Genomic DNA, 17,746 nt, shown 5'->3' on the forward strand with positions numbered 1-17,746 from the left:
TGAGATCACAGGTTGAGATCACAGGTTGTTGAGAGCAGGATCTGACGGTCTGAGTTAAGCCAGTTTAACCCTGCTGCCGTTGTTTGCCGGAATGATGAAATTTCCCTTTGGAGAGAGATCTAATGCAATCGGTTCAAACCAGCCACACTACCGCCTCTGATGCGATCGCACCAGAGGTCGGGGTCGACTCACACAGCCTCTCCCTCTCCCAGGTGATGCACCAGTTTGGCTCCTTTATGGCACTCAAAGACATTAACCTCTCCATTCGGCCCGGGGAGTTTGTGTCGCTGCTGGGGCCGAGCGGCTGCGGCAAAACCACCCTGCTGCGAATTATCTCGGGCTTTCTCGACCCCACCGCAGGCAACGTGCTGATCGATGGCCAGTCGGTGAGGGGACTGTCTCCCAGCCAGCGGGGCACGGGCATTGTGTTTCAGAACTACGCCCTGTTTCCCCACATGACTGTGTGGGACAACGTCGCCTACGGGCTGCGGGCCGGGGGCAAGCTATCGCGCGGCCAGATTGCCAACCGGGTGGGCGAAATGCTCGATATGGTGCAGTTGAGCCCGATGGCCAAGCGGGTGCCCAGCGAACTGTCTGGCGGGCAGCAGCAGCGGGTGGCGATCGCCCGCGCCCTGGCCGTAGAACCCCGCATCATGCTGCTCGATGAACCCTTTAGTGCCCTCGACAAGAGCCTGCGCCTTGACATGCAGATCGAGATTCGCCGCATCCTGGGCGATCGCGGCATTACCGCTATTCTGGTCACCCACGATCAGGAAGAGGCGATGAGCATGTCCGATCGCATCGCGGTGCTCTCCGGCGGCGAAATTCACCAGTTCGATACCCCCACTAACCTTTACGATCGCCCCGCCACCCACTTTGTCAGCTCCTTTGTGGGGGTCTGCAACCACCTTCCCGGCGAGGTGCTGGGTCGTTCTGAGGCGGGCTACTTGGTACGGGTTCTCGACGGTGAGCTAGAGGTAACCACCGACCAGCCCCTGGCCCCCCGCAGCAAAGTCACCCTCGCGGTGCGGCCCGAAAACCTGCGGGTGCAGACCCAGCCCCACCGCCACACCCTCACCGGCACCGTGGCTATGTGTCTGCCCCTGGGGGCGGTGATGACCTACGACGTCACCCTGGCGGATGACCTACACATCAAACTCACCCAGACCCGTACCCTGGGCAGTCAGCCGCTGGTAGCGGGCGATCGCATCCACCTCGATCTAGTTTCACCCAGCGCCTGCGCCGTTTTCCCAGCCTAGGCCGCTCAGATCAGCGCCATCCAAGCTATCTACCGTCGTTGAAGGAATACTATGGCCAAACATCAGACCTTCCACCTCAGCCGCCGTACATTGCTGGGGGCCGGTCTCTTTGCGGGTACCAGTCTGCTGATTAAAGCCTGCGATGCTACGCCCACAGCCTCCAATGGCGGTGGGGCGGGTGGTGACGATACGAGTGGCGGCGGTGGCCGATCCGACCTGGTGGTGACCACCTTCGCTGGCAGTTGGGAGCAGCTCTACCGAGATGTGATTGTTCCGGCCTACCAGGCGACGGCGGGGGGCAGCGCCAACCTGGTGACGATGGTCTCTCTAGAGCAGGTGGCCCAGCTAACGGCAGCCCCCCAGAGCCCCCCCTTCGATATCGCCCTGATCGACGAAGGCCCCTTCAATGCGGCCTCCAAGGATTTATTTGTGCCCGTGCCCTCAGAGCTGCTGAGCAACTACGACCAAGTGGCCCCAGAACTCCAGAGCACCGACGGTTGGGCACCCACCACGGGCATTCAGGTAATTGGGCTGGCCTACAACCCCAACGAGGTGTCTACCCCGCCCACATCCTGGGAAGATCTCTACGACCCGCAGTACCGGGGCCGGGTGTCGATGCAGGGCATGCAGACCACCCAGGGCACCTCTGTGATGGTGCAGCTAGCCAAACTGCGGGGCGGCAGCGAGTCTGACATCGAACCGGCCTTTCAAGCCCTAGAGCAAGAGCTGCGGCCCAACTTGGCGGGGCTAGCGGCAAATTCGGGAGCGTTGGCCACCCTCTTTCAGCAGGGGGAAATTGCCCTGGCTCCCCATGACCTCAACAACGTGATGGCTCTCCAGGCGCGCGGGGTAGAGATTGAGTGGGTGGCTCCCCAGGAGGGAGCGATCGCCATGCGGCCCTCCCAGCAAATTGTGGCCAACACCACCGCCGACCTCGCTAGCGCTGCCGCCTTTATCGATGCCAGCCTAAGTCTAGAAGTGCAAACGGCTATGGCTCAGGCCCCCTACAATTTTCTGCCGGTCAACCGCAACGTCGAGCTATCGGGGGTTTTAGCCGAGAAATTTGGCTCTACTCTCGACGACGCCCTCAGCACTTTGGTGTTTTTGGACTGGTCGCAAATTAACCCCCAACGGGCCGAATGGATCGAGCGTTTCGATCGCGCCATTCAAATCTAAGTTGCGCTCCGTCAGGCCTCGCTGTCTGGCCTGTTTTACTGACTGCACCATCTCCACCCCGACCTCCGGAACCCATGAATATCAGTCAACTCTTGAAGCCCCAACCGGGCCAACTGGCCCTACCGTTGGCCATCTTCCTTCAGCTGTTTTACGTGGTGCCCCTGGTGATCCTAATTGCCACCAGTTTTCAGGGCGACGGCGGGGCTGTCTCCTTTGATAATTACTCCAAGTTTTTTGGCAGCAGCGTTAACGTCAAAGCCCTCACCGATACCTTTTTGCTCGGTGTTCAAGTCACCGTCGCCTGCCTGATCATCGGCTACCCGGTGGCCTACTTCTACGTCAACGCCCCAGCGGCCTGGAAGGGGATTCTGACCTTTCTCATCATGCTGCCGCTGCTGACTAGCGCGGTGGTGCGCACCTTTGGCTGGGTGGTCATCCTCGGTCGCCAGGGGTTAATCAACACCGCCCTGCTCAATCTAGGCATTATCGAAACGCCGATTCGGCTGCTGTTTAGCCACAACGGCGTGCTCATCGCCCTGACCCAGATCTGGCTGCCAATGATGGTGCTGCCCATCGTCGCCTCCCTCTCTCAAATCGACTCGCGGTTGGCGGCGGCCTCCAAAAGCCTAGGCGGTGGGGCCTGGCGCACCTTCTGGCAGATCACCTTCCCCCTCACCCTGCCGGGGATGATCTCCGGGGCGCTGCTGGTGTTTGCTCTAACGGTGAGTTCCTTCGTTACCCCCTCGATCATCGGTGGCGGTCAGTTGATCTACCTACCGACGCTGATTTACCAGCAGGGCATTGTGCTGCTCAACCAGCCCTTTGCGGCGGCGGTTTCTACCCTGCTGCTGATCATGGTGATCGCGGTGGTGGTGCTGCTGAGTGCCCTGGGCAAACGCAGTCGCCGCTACATTCGCTAGTCCTTAGGCCCCGTTGTTAGGAGTTGTCATGTCATCCACAGTTGTTAAGCCCAAGGTCCGGCCTGCCCAGGATTCTACGGCCTCCCTGCGCCAGCTCGACAGCGTTTCATTTCAGTTGGTGATGCAGATCATGGCCTGGCTGGGTCTGCTGATTTTGACCGCCCCCACGATCATCGTGTTGCTGGCGTCGTTTAGCTCCTCGGCCACGCTGCAATTTCCACCGCCGGGGTTCTCCTTGCAGTGGTACCTGGCCTTATTTAATTTCCCTGAGCTGCGGGCAGCGGCGCTCAATAGCTTTCAGGTGGCGCTGATCACCGCTATCGTCTGCGTGGTGCTGGGGGTGGCGGCCTGCCTGGCCATGATCAGCAGCCGGGGCCGCTGGGTGACAGTGATGGATGCCCTGGTGATGTCGCCCCTGGCGCTGCCGGGGGTGGCTCTGGGCCTGGGGATGATGTCGTTCTTTGCGATGACAGGGGTGCGCCTGTCGCTGTTTACCCTGATTGTGGGTCACATCGTCATCTGTACTCCCTATGTGGTGCGCAACGTGCTGGCCAGTCTCACCCAGCTGGGTTCCTCCCTCCAGGAGGCCTCCATGGCTCTGGGGGCCAACCCCGCCTACACCTTCTTTAAGGTGACCCTGCCGCTGATCAAGCCGGGGGTGCTGATTGGGGCATTTATGGCTTTTCTCACCTCCTTCGACAATGTGGCAGTAACCCTGTTTTTGTCTGATGCCAGAACAGAAATGCTGCCCATCCGCATGTGGTCAATGATTGAGAACGACCTAGACGTGCGAGCGGCGGCCATCTCCGGCGTGTTGATCTTTCTCACTGCTCTGCTGATGATTGCCATGGAAAGGGCGTCGGGTCTGTCGAAGGCGCTGATCGGCAACCGCGCCCAGTAAGCGCGCCCAGTAAGCGCGCCCAGTAAGCGCGCCCAGTAAGCGCGCCCAGCATGAGCACTGGAGCAATAGTCCTGACTCTGCCCAGCGGGGGTGTTCCGCTGGGTTTTCTCACGCTAGGGCCCACCCAGACGACCTTGCCATTGGGTACCGCCGGGGTAAGCAGGTGATGCACTGGGCCAATGGGCAGGTCGTTATGGCTCCTGATCTAGGGTCTCCGGCGGCGATCGCCAACTATCACCTACAGAGGCCAAGCTAAAAATTTTGGCCAGGATCCTCCCCCTACGGATGCCACTTGGGCTGCCATCGGTATACTGTCGTTTGGCTTATGTCGTGGTTGTGTTTTGATTGTGCTTATGGAGTCGAGATGGCTGACGTTGGGACTTACCTCCGGGGCGATCGCCACGTTAGGTGCCCTGGTTGCCGTTGCCCCTGCCCGGGCGGCCACGCTACAGTACTGGGCCTTCGACGCCCAAACTAATCAGCTGGTGTTTACCACCGACAGCGAGGTGCAACCTCGGGCACAGCTGCTGGTCAACCCCACCCGGATTGTGGTCGATCTGCCCAATACGCAGCTCGGCAGCCGTAGCGCCCCCCAAACCGTCGGCGGGGCCGTGCGCGAGGTGCGGGCTGGCCAGTTCGACAGCCAAACCGCCCGCATCGTCATCGAACTCTCGTCGGGCTACAGTCTCAACCCTCAAGATGTGCGAGTTCAGGGCATTCGTCCGAACCAATGGGCGGTGCAGTTGCCGGCCCTCAGTCAAACGGCGGCTCCTCCCACGGGCGCAATCCCTGCCCCCTCGGCCACGACCAACCAGGTACAGGGCAACACAGGTACTGGCGCCCAGGCCACTCTCAATGGGGTAGTCACCACGGGCGACGGTTTTTTACTGCGGCTCAGTGGTGAAGCGCCCACCCCCACCGTGCAGTTCACCACCGACGGAGCCGATAATCGCTTTGCCATTGTCGACCTGCCCAACACCGCCGTCGCCGCCGACCTCAACCCCAACGCTCTGCCCAACTACCGCTACAGCATCATCACCTGGGATGTCGCCCAGCAGCCTACCAGCCCCCCCTCTACCCGCATCACCCTCAAGCTAGCGCCCACCAGCCCTGACTGGCGGGCCTTGCGCAACAACAGCGGCGTTATTTTGCTGCCCCCCAGCGGTGTGCCAATCAGCAGTGTGTCCGATGAACCGCCGCCGCTGGCGGCGGCTCCCAGCCAGCCAGCTCCGGCCCAGCCAGCCCCAGCCCAGCCCGCACCGGCTCAACCTGCTCCGGCCCAAGCGCCACCGACTAACCCCACACCACCCCCCACTCGGTCTGTCGAACCGCCTCGGCTACCTTCGGCCCCCAGTGGGCGAGTGGTGGTAGCCATCGATCCCGGCCACGGTGGCCGTGACCCTGGGGCAGTAGGTATTGGCGGTCTGCAAGAAAAACAGGTGATTTTTCCGATTTCGCTGCGGGTGGCTGAGCTGCTCGAAAGCCAGGGAGTCATGGTGGTGATGACCCGACGCGAGGATGTGGCGGTAGATTTGCAGACCCGCGCCGCCATTGCCAACCGCGCCCAGGCCAATGTGTTTGTCAGCATTCACGCCAATGCCATCAGCATGAGCCGCCCCGATGTCAACGGCATTGAGACCTACTTCTCAGCTGAGAGTGGGCGGCGGCTGGCGGCGACTCTCCAGGCCAGTATGCTGGCGGCGACCGGGATGCGCGATCGCGGCGTTAAGCAGGCCCGCTTTTTGGTACTGCGGGCCAGCACCATGCCCGCCGCCCTAGTCGAAGTCGGCTTTGTTACCGGTGCTCAAGATGCCCCTCGTCTGGCCGACCCTGCCTGGCGCGAAACCATGGCCCAGGCGATCGCTCGCGGCATTTTGCAATACCTCCAGCAGGGGGGGTAGGGCCATGGCCTACTGGTTCAACGGGCAGCTCTGCCAAGACAGTGAGATTGCCCTGACGGTGAATGACCCGGCTTTGCTCTACGGCGCCACGGTGTTTACCACCCTGCGAATCTACGGCCAGAGCCTCGATCATCCCCTGACCCAGTGGCAGGCCCATCAGCAGCGCCTAGCCCAGGCCCTTGAAGTCTTTGGCTGGCCCTGCCTCGACTGGAATGGCCTCCGGCAAGGGGCCGAAGCCCTATTACAGACCTATCCCGTTTTGCGGCTCACCTGCCTCCCCGACGGTCGCGCCCTAGTGACCGGTCGCGACCTGCCCGCAGACTTAGCCACGATGCAGAGTCAGGGCATCGTGGCCTGGGTCGCCCGAGGGGATCGCTATCAACGCCCCTTGCCCGCCTACAAAACCGGTAACTACCTGGGAGCGTGGCTCGCGCTCCAGGCCGCCGCCCAGCACGGGGCCAGAGAAGCCATCCTGGTCGATGCCCAAGGGCAATGGCTGGAAACCAGCACCGGCAACCTCTGGGGCTGGGCCAACGGCCACTGGCACACCCCCGGCGGGACGAGCCTGCTGGCGGGCATCGGGCGTCAGCTGCTGCTAGAGCATCTAGAGCACCAGGGAGACCGCGTCAACCGAGCACCCTGGCCACCAGGAATAATTCGGCGGTTTGAGGCTCTGGCCTATAGCAATTCAGCAGTGCAGGTGGTACCGATACACACAGTTTTGGGCGATCGCAGTAGACTGGAACTTAACCCGCAGCACCCAGCCCTAGAGGCTTTACGGGCTGCATTTGAACCCAATAGCACCTAAGTTTTGTATTCGATTAGCCCTTTCCGACAGATGACGTTAACATAAGTTAATAACCTTCTAATCATTTGAGGCTTGTTTAAGCTTTAGCCCCAGAAACCGATTTACTCGAAACAGTTCACCCCAAGACGTTAGTGGAGGCATTACCCCGGTGAATAAACGGTGGAGAAATGCAGGTTTGTATGCCCTGCTGGTCGTTGTAGTGATTGCGCTAGCAACGGCCATTTTTGACGGTTCTGGTCCTGAAACCCAGACCATGCGGTATAGCCAGTTTCTAGACGCGGTGCAAAACAACCAGATCGAGCGCGTCAGCATCAGCGCCGATCGCACCCGTGCCCGCTTTACCGACCCCGAAGGCAACGGCCAGGTGATTGTCAACCTGCCCAACGACCAAGACCTGATCAGCACCCTAGAAACCAACAACGTCGACATCGTGGTCATGCCCCAGAGCGACGACAGCGTTTGGGTGCGGGCCTTTAGCACTCTGCTGATTCCCATTTTGCTGCTAGGGGTACTGTTCTTTGTACTGCGCCGCGCCCAGAGTGGCCCCGGCAGCCAGGCCATGAACTTTGGTAAATCCAAAGCTCGGGTGCAGATGGAGCCTCAAACCCAGGTCACCTTTGGCGATGTAGCCGGCATTGAGCAGGCCAAGCTCGAGCTGACCGAAGTCGTTGACTTCCTCAAGAACGCCGATCGCTTCACCGCCGTCGGTGCCAAGATTCCTAAGGGTGTGCTGCTGGTCGGCCCTCCCGGTACCGGTAAAACTCTGCTGGCCAAGGCCGTAGCCGGTGAAGCGGGCGTGCCCTTCTTCTCCATCTCCGGTTCTGAGTTCGTCGAAATGTTTGTCGGTGTGGGTGCTTCCCGCGTCCGCGACCTGTTCGAGCAGGCCAAGGCCAACGCCCCCTGTATCGTGTTTATCGACGAGATTGACGCCGTCGGTCGTCAGCGGGGCGCAGGCCTTGGCGGCGGCAACGATGAGCGTGAGCAAACCCTCAACCAGTTGCTCACCGAGATGGATGGCTTTGAGGGCAATACCGGCATTATCATCATTGCCGCTACCAACCGTCCCGATGTACTCGATGCGGCTCTGCTACGCCCCGGTCGCTTTGACCGTCAGGTGGTGGTCGATCGCCCCGACTACGCTGGTCGCCTCGAAATTCTCAACGTCCACGCTCGCGGCAAGACATTCTCTAAGGATGTTGACCTCCAGAAGATCGCCCGTCGTACCCCTGGCTTTACCGGGGCCGACTTGTCGAACCTGCTGAACGAGGCCGCTATTCTCGCCGCCCGCCGCAACCTCACCGAAATTTCGATGGATGAGGTCAACGATGCGATCGATCGCGTCCTGGCTGGCCCCGAGAAGAAAGACCGGGTGATGAGCGAAAAGCGCAAAGAGCTAGTCGCTTACCACGAAGCCGGTCACGCCCTAGTCGGTGCCCTAATGCCCGACTACGACCCCGTACAGAAAATCAGCATCATCCCTCGCGGTCGAGCCGGTGGTCTGACCTGGTTTACCCCCAGCGAAGATCGCCTAGAGTCGGGCCTCTACTCCCGCTCCTATCTGCAAAATCAGATGGCCGTGGCCCTGGGTGGCCGCATCGCTGAAGAGATCATCTTTGGTGAAGAAGAAGTTACCACAGGCGCTTCTAACGACCTCCAGCAGGTGGCCCGCGTTGCCCGCCAGATGGTCACCCGCTTTGGCATGAGCGACAAACTCGGCCCCGTGGCCCTGGGTCGTCAGCAGGGCAATATGTTCCTGGGCCGCGACATCGCCGCCGAGCGCGATTTCTCTGAAGAAACTGCTGCCACCATCGACTCCGAGGTGCGTAGTCTGGTCGACCAGGCCTACCTGCGGGCCAAGCAGGTGCTCACCAACAACCGCCACGTGCTAGACCAACTGGCTCGTATGCTGGTTGACAAAGAGACTGTAGATTCGGAAGAACTTCAGCATCTGCTCGCTACCAACGATGTCAGCATGGCTTCCATCGTGTAGACCCGGCTGAAGCAAATTTAGACCTCAGGGATGCCCATAATGGGCATCCTTTTTTTTGGGTTACGCCTTCGTTAAGGCCACGCTGTAGGGCGAATCCTTTTCACGGCACATTGTCCGCGACTTATAGCTGTAGCCAGTTCGGTTAAGACATGTCTCCTCAGAACGTGAACGTTCGAACGTTTCTAGGGTTTCTGGATGTCTTAACCCAAGTGACTATAGCCATACTAATACTGAATTTGACTTGGCTAGCCCCGGTTGGGCTGGGCAAACACGTTTGCCCCTACGCAATCTGCCTGTTTAGGATCGGGGTTATGCGATTTGGATTTGGGTGGAACTCGGATTCTGTATCACCCCTGATTCGGCAGGGCAAATTCCGTTTGCCCCTACAGTTTGACCTCTTGGGATCCGGGTTTATGCGATCCGAGTTTGGTATTACCCAGCCGGGACAAACCCATAGTCAGATTAACGTTCAATCTATAGCCACGCTATCCCTCCAGTGTGGCCAGCAGATCGCAGATGACCTGGCCATGCTGCTGCACCGCTTGTAAGCAAGGTATCTGCTCTGCCCCTAGGGTATGATTTTGAGCCAGGTCATCGGCACAGGCCAGGATAGTATTAGCCGCACAGGTCATAGACCTCAGCGAAAACTCTGACGGTGCTGGCTGATTAGCGACACTTTGGGTCAGAGTTTCTAGCTGGCTTTGCTGAGCCATAACCTGTTGCCGCAGCTGTTGGATAGTGAGTTGATGCCGCACTCGGGCCTGCACTTCATCGGCCTGAAAAGGCTTGGTAATGTAATCAACTCCTCCAGCCTCAAAGGCTCGGGCTTTATCAACCGCCTCATCTAAAGCACTGAGAAAAATGATCGGAATGTGCTGTGTTATCGCATCGGCCTTGAGCTGTCGACAGACCTCAAACCCATCCATGGTTGGCATGCGAATATCTAGCAAAATAACGTCGGGTGGAGCCGCCTTTGCACCCACTAAGGCCATAGGGCCGTTTCTTACCGCCCTGACTCGATGACCCTCGCGGGAAAGAGTGTCAGATAAAACGCGAAGATTATCAGCCAGATCATCCACGATGAGGATATCGCCGGGAGAAGTAAGGATATTAAAAGCCATAAATGAAACCAAGAAGAAATTTGGTTCTAATAATTAGAGTATCTGAACTCTTCTTACAGCAATCTGGATAGGTCTATGTGCGCATAGCGGGAATCTGGGCCTTGAGGCAAGAGGCCTATCTCTCAAATGTTATTCGCTAAGTCTATCTAACTAAGTAAATCAATCTCACTAACCCTAGCGCTAAATCACTACAAACTTAGCCACATAGCACTTTAGAAGCCTGATTAAATGGATTATTTTAGGCCATTTAACTGACAGCCATTTAACTGGAGTGAAGGGTTACATCTCGGCTTTACAGATATCATGCTTCACTTCGCTATCGCTATGTTCAGAAGCCTGTTCTTGCGCGAGGGCTGAGAGCCTTCGCTACAAGCCGTTTCGTTGCTTCTCTAAATTTGTTTTACGAATCGGATGACAAACGTGAGCTGCACTTGGGGTGAAGGCAAGAACCGTAACTTAACCGCGCAATTCTACAGCCTTCACAGTCCAGAGAGGAGCGTTATAGGCTGCAAAGCACGGCAAATTAGCCGTCGACCAAAGTCTTTAATCTTTGGACAATAACCTAAAAAAACAAACCATGGTGAAAATACGTTTGATCAACAACATTCTTTAAAGAAAACTCACAATAGTATTTAGAAACTTTCAGGACTGTACTCAGAATCAGCATTTTTCAAATGGCTATCCATCATACATAAAACTTATATGGAATGGATAAGGTTCACATGTTTGGGCTCAGCACGATATCCACAGCAGCATCAGTACAGTAGATCTAAAAAACCGGTTGATTCATTGCTGTTCTAAGGGCATGACTAATTTTCTGGTCCGAACATTAAGTTTCTGGACCGGCGTTCTAGGCCTGGGGATGGGTTGGGGCTGAACTGGCTGTGGCTTGCTGAAGCAGTGCGTGGATGCTGTCAAAGGCAAAATCGTCTAGATAGTGGTGAAGCAGTGCAGCCAGAGGACCATAGTCGGCACTGAGGCAGGCAATATGCTGGGAGAGTGTATCGTTGTCGAGTTTGAGGGTGGCGTCGTAGAGTTGGGCCAGACAGTCTGAGGGAAGGGTGCGCAGGGCGGCGATCGCATCGGTTTCGGTCATGAGGGCAGCGGGGGCGGCCGCAGCCTCTGAACCATAGGTATACTGCACCCCAAGATGCTCGGCTAGCTTCCCCAAGACGTGGTTTAACTGAAAGGGTTTGCGCACAAAGTCATCGCACCCGATCTCAATGGCTACGGCGCGATCTTCCTCAAAGGCATTGGCGGTCAGGGCAATGATTTTGGTAGTGGGACAGGGCGCAGTCTGTTCTTGGCGGCGAATGTGCTGGGCCACATCGTAACCGCCCATACTTGGCATACGCATATCGAGCCAGATCAGCTGGGGCTGCCAACTGTGCCAGAGGGCGATCGCCCCATGACCATCTCTGGCTTCAGAGACCTCAAAGCCTACAGAACTCAGCAGTTGAACCAGCAACAGGCGATGGCTGTCATCGTCATCAACCACCAAAATTCGGTAGCTGGGTTGCCCAGGAGCTAGCTCGGCAACCTGGGCCGATGGCAACACCGGCTTAGCAGCCTCAACCCCTTCGGCGACTGGTATAGGCAGCGTAAAAGCAAAAATAGACCCCACCCCTAATTGGCTCTCGACCGTCAGCTTACCCCCCAGCAATTCCACAAACTGGTGGCTAATCGACAGCCCCAGACCGGTGCCCTCAAACACCTGCGTCCCTTGGTTGGCCTGCACAAACGGGGCAAACAGTTGGCCGAGATGCTCAGGGCTAATGCCGATACCGGTATCGCTAACGGTAAACGTCAGCCATTGATCTAGATCAGGGGCTGGGCTAGGGAGATCGAGCTGAGCCGGAGCGACCTGTAGGCGGACTTGCCCCCGAAGCGTAAATTTAATCGCGTTGCCCAGCAGATTAATCAGCACCTGACGCAGCTTGGGTTCGTCGCTGCGCCAATAGCACGGGAGATCGGGGTGGCGATCGATGATCAGCTCTAGCCCTTTGCTCTTAGCAGGCACGTAAAACATCTCCCTCAGCGTTGCCAACAGGGTATCTAGATCGAAGCAAAGGGGATTGAGGCTGACCTGACCGGCCTCAATCTTGGCCATTTCTAAAATGTCATTGATCAGGCTGAGGAGGTGCTCGCCGCTGCGGTTAATAATCGCTAAAGACTGATGGTTGCGGCTGCCCAGGGCGGTGTCGCGGGCCATGAGTTGGGCAAAGCCGAGGATCGCGTTGAGGGGGGTGCGCAGCTCGTGGCTCATGTTGGCCAAAAACGTGCTCTTGGCGCGGCTGGCCGACTCAGCGGCTTCCATAGCCTGCTGAAGAGCCTGGGTGCGATTTTGTACCCGCTGCTCTAGCTCAGCGTTGAGCTGGCGGAGGGCGGCTTCAGCCTGCTTGCGATCGGTAATGTCTTCGTAGCAGCCCAGTACACCAATGATCTCGCCATCGGGGCTAGTGAGGGGCACCTTGCTAATCCGAATCCAAATATTGGGCTTGTTGGGGGTAGCCAGTAGTTCTTCGTAGCCTATGTGGGCCGCTTGGGCAGAGATGATCTGCATGTCTTCAGCGCGATAACGGGCGGCGCTGGCGGCTAGGGGGAGCTCGGCGTCGCCCTGACCAATCACCTGGTTGGGGGTAAGGGCTAGGTCATCGGCAAAGGCACGATTACAGCCCAGATAGCGCGATTCACAATCTTTCCAAAACATCCGCTGGGGAATGGTGTCGAGCACTAGCTGCAATAGATTGCGCGATTCTTGCAGGGCCAGTTCGGCCTGCTGGCGCTCGGCTTCGCTGCGTTTGCGATCGCGAATATCGCGACACACAGTAGCCAGGCACAACGGCTGGTCAGACTGAGGATCGCGAACTTGAAAGATCACCTGATCAACGACAATGGCTTCGCCGGTTTGAAGATGCCGGAGGACAGATTCACCGCGCCAGCAGCCCTGGCTCATGGCTGTAGGCAATGCGACTTCCACCAGCTGTGCTACCATCTCGGGGCAATAAAACTCAGTAATAGACGGATACAAAGCCTCAGTTGCCGCTAGCCCGACCAGTTGTCGTCCCGCCCGGTTAATGTAAAGCGTCTCGCCGCTGAGGCTAGCGGTACCAACAAAATCAATGCTGTTTTCAACAATAGCGGCAACTTTTTGCAGATCTTGAGTGCGCTGCTGCATCCGCAACTCCAGGTCGGCGTTGAGCTGTTGTAGCGCTAGTTCAGCCTCTTTGATCCGGGTAATGTCGGCCACCCGCACCAGCACCATAGCCGTTCCGGCCACTGTTAGCGGCTTGGCGGCCAGGTTTCCCCAAAAGTGCTGGCCTTTGAGGCTGACATACTCTACCTCAGCACTCCAAACCCCCTCTTGCTTTAGAGCATGGCGCGATTCTGCCAGTTTGTCATCGCTAAAGGGCTGACGCTGCAATGGGCTGCAAGGCCGACCAATCAGCCGAGCTTTGGTCTCAGCCTCAAATAGCACAACGGCGCGATCGTTACAGTCAATCACTAAATCGGTCTCAGGATTGACCAGAAACAGCGCATCGGCCGAGGCGTTAAACAGCGCTTCCCACAGTTCGCGGCTGCGGCGGCGATCTAACTGGGCCTGCTTGTGCTCAGTAATATCGCGAACGAAACCATTCCACTGGAGGTCGCCGTTGGGCCGTTGAGAGACGTTGAGGGCCTCGACTCGAACCCACTTCAGCTCACCACTGGGGGTAATAATACGGTGCTCAACCTGAAAGCCCAGCTCAGGATGCTGCATGGCGTCTGCTAAACCCGCAACCACCAGCGACACATCCTCGGGATGCGTCAAATCCCAGATCGCCCTAGATGACGCGATCACGGCGGCGGCGGGGACACCGTAGAGGACTTCGCAACCCGGACTTATGTAGGTGAAGGCATCGGTGCCATCAGCCCGAGACAGATAGCGGTACACCACACCTGGCAAGTTTTCGGCCAGTTGCCGAAAGTGGGTCTCGCTCTCCTGCTGGGCCAGCTTGGCAATTTTGCGATCGCTGATGTCACGCACCATCGCCAGCACCTGATCGGCCTGATAGGGTACCAGACGCACCTCTTCGTACTGGAGGCGATCGCCAAAGCGCAGCTGCTGCTCAAAGCACAGTCTTTCCCCGGTGGCCAGGGTGTGGGCAATGCCGTCTAGCCACCTCTGGGCCACCTCTGGCGGCAAGATATCCCCAACGTAGGCTCCGATCAGAGCAGATCGATCGAGGGGCAAGATTGTGCCAACAAATTGGTTGCTACAAAAGTCAACGTACTGCCCTTGGGCAGTCACCACCGTCATAATGTCGGGCACCGCTGAGAGAATAGCCCGCTTTTGCGCTTCGCTAGTCTGCAAGGCCAGGGAGGCGGCCCCGTCCTCGATTGGGTCAAGATCAGCGGCGATGAGGGGCTGGGCGGCCAGATCGGTCCGCAGCTGGGCCAACTCTTGATCTTGGCGGTAGCGCCGCAGGGCTTCTACAAGGGTCAGCCGCAGATCGACGTCATCCGGCGGCGGTACCAGGCAGCGATAGAGCTGCCCGCCAGGAATCAGCTCGACCACCGGCTCCAGCGGGGCCGACGATCGCAGCAGCACCATCAGCGCCTGGGGAAAGGCACTGTAGAGAACTTCCAACCAGGCCGCGTCGGCCAGGGACTGGTGGGCTACCACCAGCGGTATCTCCCCAGCGGTGGTGACAAGGGCCTCAATTTGAGCGATCGCCGCTGACCCGGTGGCAGCCACAGCCACGCCACAGTCTAACCCCGCCACGGCCAGCTGAGCGATCAGCACGGGCGGCAGCAGCGGATTGTCATCAACGCAGAGAACGGTGGCCATACCCATAGAAATTGATATTGATTATCAGTCCTTTACTGCTTATAGCTAGAGTAATTGCTAAAAACAGGACAGTTAGCTCCTTTCAGCACGTTTCTCACAGGCGATCGCGATCGGCCCATATATAGCTGTAGCCAGTTTGGTTAAGACATTTCCCCTAAGAACGTTTGAACGTTCGAACGCTCTTAGGTTTCTGGATGTCCTAACCCAGGTGACTATGGCTATACCACCCTCACCTTTGCCATGGCATTCCCTACTCTTCTTAGCTAGATTGCCCCGATAAATGGGCCGATGGGCAACGGCTAAAGTATTGCCCATTACCGGCTCAGCCCAATTCAGACCCGGAGGGTTCTTCACCAACCCACTATTCCAAGGTTAGACAGAACATGATTTGGCCCTACTGGCCCTGAGCTAGGGGCTAAGCATCAGGCGTTGCCCCCTCGATTAGCTCCAAAATCAGATCAAATTGATAGTTGATTGCCCAGTGGTGCAGCCAGTCACCCAGGGCAGCATCTTCGGTTGGCAGATCCTCAAGCAGGGTCAAAATGGCTCTATCATCCCCTTTGGCAGCGGCCACTCGCAGTCGCTCACGCCAGGTGCTGGGTAACGCCATCAGGTGCTCTGCCTCAGGCGGGGAAGTGGCTGCCAGAGTAGATGAATTGTCGGCGGTAGGAAAATGGTAGGTCAGGGTCTGACAACTGCCCTTGACCTCTAGGTCAAAGTGAAAACAGCTGCCTTCACCTGGGTGGCTATGACAGCATAACTCTCCTCCTAGCAGGCGCACATACTCTTGGCAAATAAACAGACCCAGGCCACTACCCCGCTGCGATCGCTGCCCCGGCTCCAACTGCTCAAACGGGCAAAACAGCCGACCGAGATCGTGGCAGTCAATTCCAGGGCCGGTATCGGTGACGGTAAACGTCAGGGTGTAATCGCCAGTTGCCTCAGGTAAAGCAACTGGGCTGAGATCATCGGTTGGACCTGAGTGCTGGGGTTGGCCGACCAGGCGCAGCGTCACCTGCCCCGCCGTCGTAAACTTGAAGGCGTTTTCTAGCAGGTTAAGTAGAATTTGACGCAGCTTAGTTTCGTCGGTATAAACCAGCTGAGGGATCGGAACCTGGAGATCAAACCTCAGCGCTACCGCTGGCTGCCCTCTCCAGGCAGAAAACTGGGTCTGAAGATCCTGCAACAGCTCCCCTAGATCAAACCAGCTAGGGGTAGCGGCTAACTGCCCCTCGCCATCGAGTTTAGACGCTAGCAGCAGATTGTTGATCTGAGCCAGCAGATAGTCGGCGCTGTGGCGCATGCTGGTCAGCGAGGCCTGATGTTGAGCCGAGAGGGCGGCATCTTTTTGCATCACCTGAATGAACCCCAGCACAATGTTTAAAGGGGTGCGTAACTGGTGGCTCATGTTGGCCAAAAAGACATTTTTAGACTGGTTTGCGGCCTCAGCAGCCACCTTGGCCGTGGCCAACTCAGCGGTGCGCTGGGTCACCCGGTTTTCCAGTTGAGCAAAAGTATCGGCCACTTGGGCTGCCATTTGGTTAAAGGCACTAGCCAAAGTTTTTAACTCGCGAATGCCCTGCACCTCTACGGTTTGGGTGCGATCGCCATGGGCGATCGCCCGGCTAGCCTGGGCCAGATTGGCAATAGGACGATTGATCCAGCGGTCAGTGAGCAGCGCCAGCAACACCGCCACGGCCACCGACAGCAGTGCCAGCAGCAGCGTGGTACGGGCAAAAGCATCTGCCTGGGACAAAAAATCAGCCTCAGGTACCACCACCACCACCACCCAGTCGAGGCCTAAATCATCCTGCCAGGGCGTCACGCTGACAAACTGCCGCCCCGAGCCGAGCCGCAGCGTCATGGTTGCAGAGGCAGCAGTTTCGAGCAATCTGCCCTGGATGAGACGCTCAGCGGTGGCCCGCACCAGCGGATTAGCGCTCTGAGTAGCCAACTGGCGCTGGGCTTGGCCATCGACCACCGTATAGGGGGGGTGGCCATCGGAACTAGCTACCAGCAGTCCACTAGGCTCCACAATAAAAATTTGGGTCGAAGGACTCACGTGAACGGTGCTCAAGAACTGACTTATATGAGTTAGCAACAGGTCAGTTCCCATCACACCCATGAGCTGGCCCTGGGCATCGTAGAGAGGCTGGCTGGCCGAAATCGAGAGCACATTGGGCTGGTCATCCCAGGCATAGACTGGGCTCCAGAGGGGGTGCCCCGCCACTGCGGCCTCGGCATACCACGCCTCCGATTGAATCGGGTCAGCAGGGTCAATTGCCTCAACCTGGGTGCGGTGGCCCTCGGCATCGGTTTGGTAAATGGTCATCTGCTTTAGGTTATCGCGGCGGGTTTCGTTAATCACCAAGGTGCCGTTGTCGAGCCGCTCAACGCCAATAAACTCTCCAGCCTGATTGCCGTAATTAAGATAGTCAACGGGGTAGATCTGCATCTGCTGCCAAAAAAATCGCCCCATCTGCTCAAAATCATTCAGATCTAGCAGCCCAGTCTCAACTGCAGCTACGTGGCTAGCATTGAGGCGAGCCGCTCCCGATAGCTGGTGATCCACGTAGGCTAAAACTCGATCTGTAGTTTCTTCTCGCAGGCTGGTGGCCAGATCTGCGACGGTGATCTGCCGATACTGAACCGTTACCCAACTGGTCAGGCCGAGCACCGTCAGCATCTGAAGCAGGTAGGGCAATTCCAGCACGGCCACAAGCGGCAACCGCTGAAGTAAACGGGCAGTTTTAGCAAAAACCTGAACGATAGTAATCTCCATGCTCATTGAGAGCGGCAAAAGGAAGCAGGAACTGAAACCTCAACTCGCAAGGGAAGC

10 protein-coding genes are annotated in these 17,746 nt (G+C 57.8%); 7 read left to right on the forward strand and 3 right to left on the reverse strand.

Going from position 1 to position 17,746, the window contains the following annotated elements; translation table 11 throughout:
* Positions 1-122: 122 nt before the first annotated feature.
* The 7 genes from RRF56_RS05805 to ftsH3 all read left to right on the forward strand — a co-directional run bounded on the left by RRF56_RS05805 (position 123) and on the right by ftsH3 (position 8,955).
* Positions 123-1,259: an ABC transporter ATP-binding protein gene (locus RRF56_RS05805; protein WP_317036689.1), complete on the forward strand. Its 1,137-nt coding sequence runs from the start codon at positions 123-125 to the stop codon at positions 1,257-1,259.
* Between the two features lie 51 nt (positions 1,260-1,310).
* Positions 1,311-2,435, forward strand: coding sequence for an extracellular solute-binding protein (locus tag RRF56_RS05810; protein WP_317036690.1), 1,125 nt, complete (start codon positions 1,311-1,313; stop codon positions 2,433-2,435).
* 74 nt (positions 2,436-2,509) lie between these two features.
* Positions 2,510-3,355, forward strand: a complete 846-nt coding sequence (locus RRF56_RS05815) for an ABC transporter permease (RefSeq protein ID WP_317036691.1) — start codon at positions 2,510-2,512, stop codon at positions 3,353-3,355.
* 28 nt (positions 3,356-3,383) lie between these two features.
* On the forward strand, positions 3,384-4,256 hold the full coding sequence (locus RRF56_RS05820) for an ABC transporter permease (RefSeq protein ID WP_317036692.1): 873 nt from the start codon (positions 3,384-3,386) through the stop codon (positions 4,254-4,256).
* A 353-nt stretch (positions 4,257-4,609) separates the two neighbouring features.
* Complete coding sequence (locus tag RRF56_RS05825; protein WP_317036693.1) at positions 4,610-6,157, forward strand: N-acetylmuramoyl-L-alanine amidase; 1,548 nt, start codon at positions 4,610-4,612, stop codon at positions 6,155-6,157.
* Positions 6,158-6,161: 4 nt separating this feature from the next.
* The gene (locus RRF56_RS05830; protein WP_317036694.1) at positions 6,162-6,965 is read left to right on the forward strand and encodes an aminotransferase class IV; all 804 of its coding nucleotides are present in this window, start codon (positions 6,162-6,164) and stop codon (positions 6,963-6,965) included.
* A gap of 148 nt (positions 6,966-7,113) precedes the next feature.
* Positions 7,114-8,955 (forward strand): ATP-dependent zinc metalloprotease FtsH3, encoded by a 1,842-nt coding sequence (gene ftsH3 / locus RRF56_RS05835; RefSeq protein WP_317036695.1) that lies wholly within the window; start codon positions 7,114-7,116, stop codon positions 8,953-8,955.
* 485 nt (positions 8,956-9,440) lie between these two features.
* Here ftsH3 and RRF56_RS05840 read toward each other — a convergent pair whose 3' ends face one another.
* From RRF56_RS05840 to RRF56_RS05850, 3 genes are all read right to left on the reverse strand, one after another.
* Positions 9,441-10,076: a response regulator gene (locus tag RRF56_RS05840; protein ID WP_317036696.1), complete on the reverse strand. Its 636-nt coding sequence runs from the start codon at positions 10,074-10,076 to the stop codon at positions 9,441-9,443.
* Between the two features lie 850 nt (positions 10,077-10,926).
* Positions 10,927-14,907, reverse strand: a complete 3,981-nt coding sequence (locus RRF56_RS05845; protein WP_317036697.1) for a PAS domain S-box protein — start codon at positions 14,905-14,907, stop codon at positions 10,927-10,929.
* A gap of 415 nt (positions 14,908-15,322) precedes the next feature.
* Positions 15,323-17,689, reverse strand: coding sequence for a sensor histidine kinase (locus RRF56_RS05850; protein WP_317036698.1), 2,367 nt, complete (start codon positions 17,687-17,689; stop codon positions 15,323-15,325).
* Between the last annotated feature and the right edge of the window lie 57 nt (positions 17,690-17,746).

This window comes from Nodosilinea sp. E11 (genome assembly GCF_032813545.1).
GTDB lineage: Bacteria > Cyanobacteriota > Cyanobacteriia > Phormidesmidales > Phormidesmidaceae > Nodosilinea.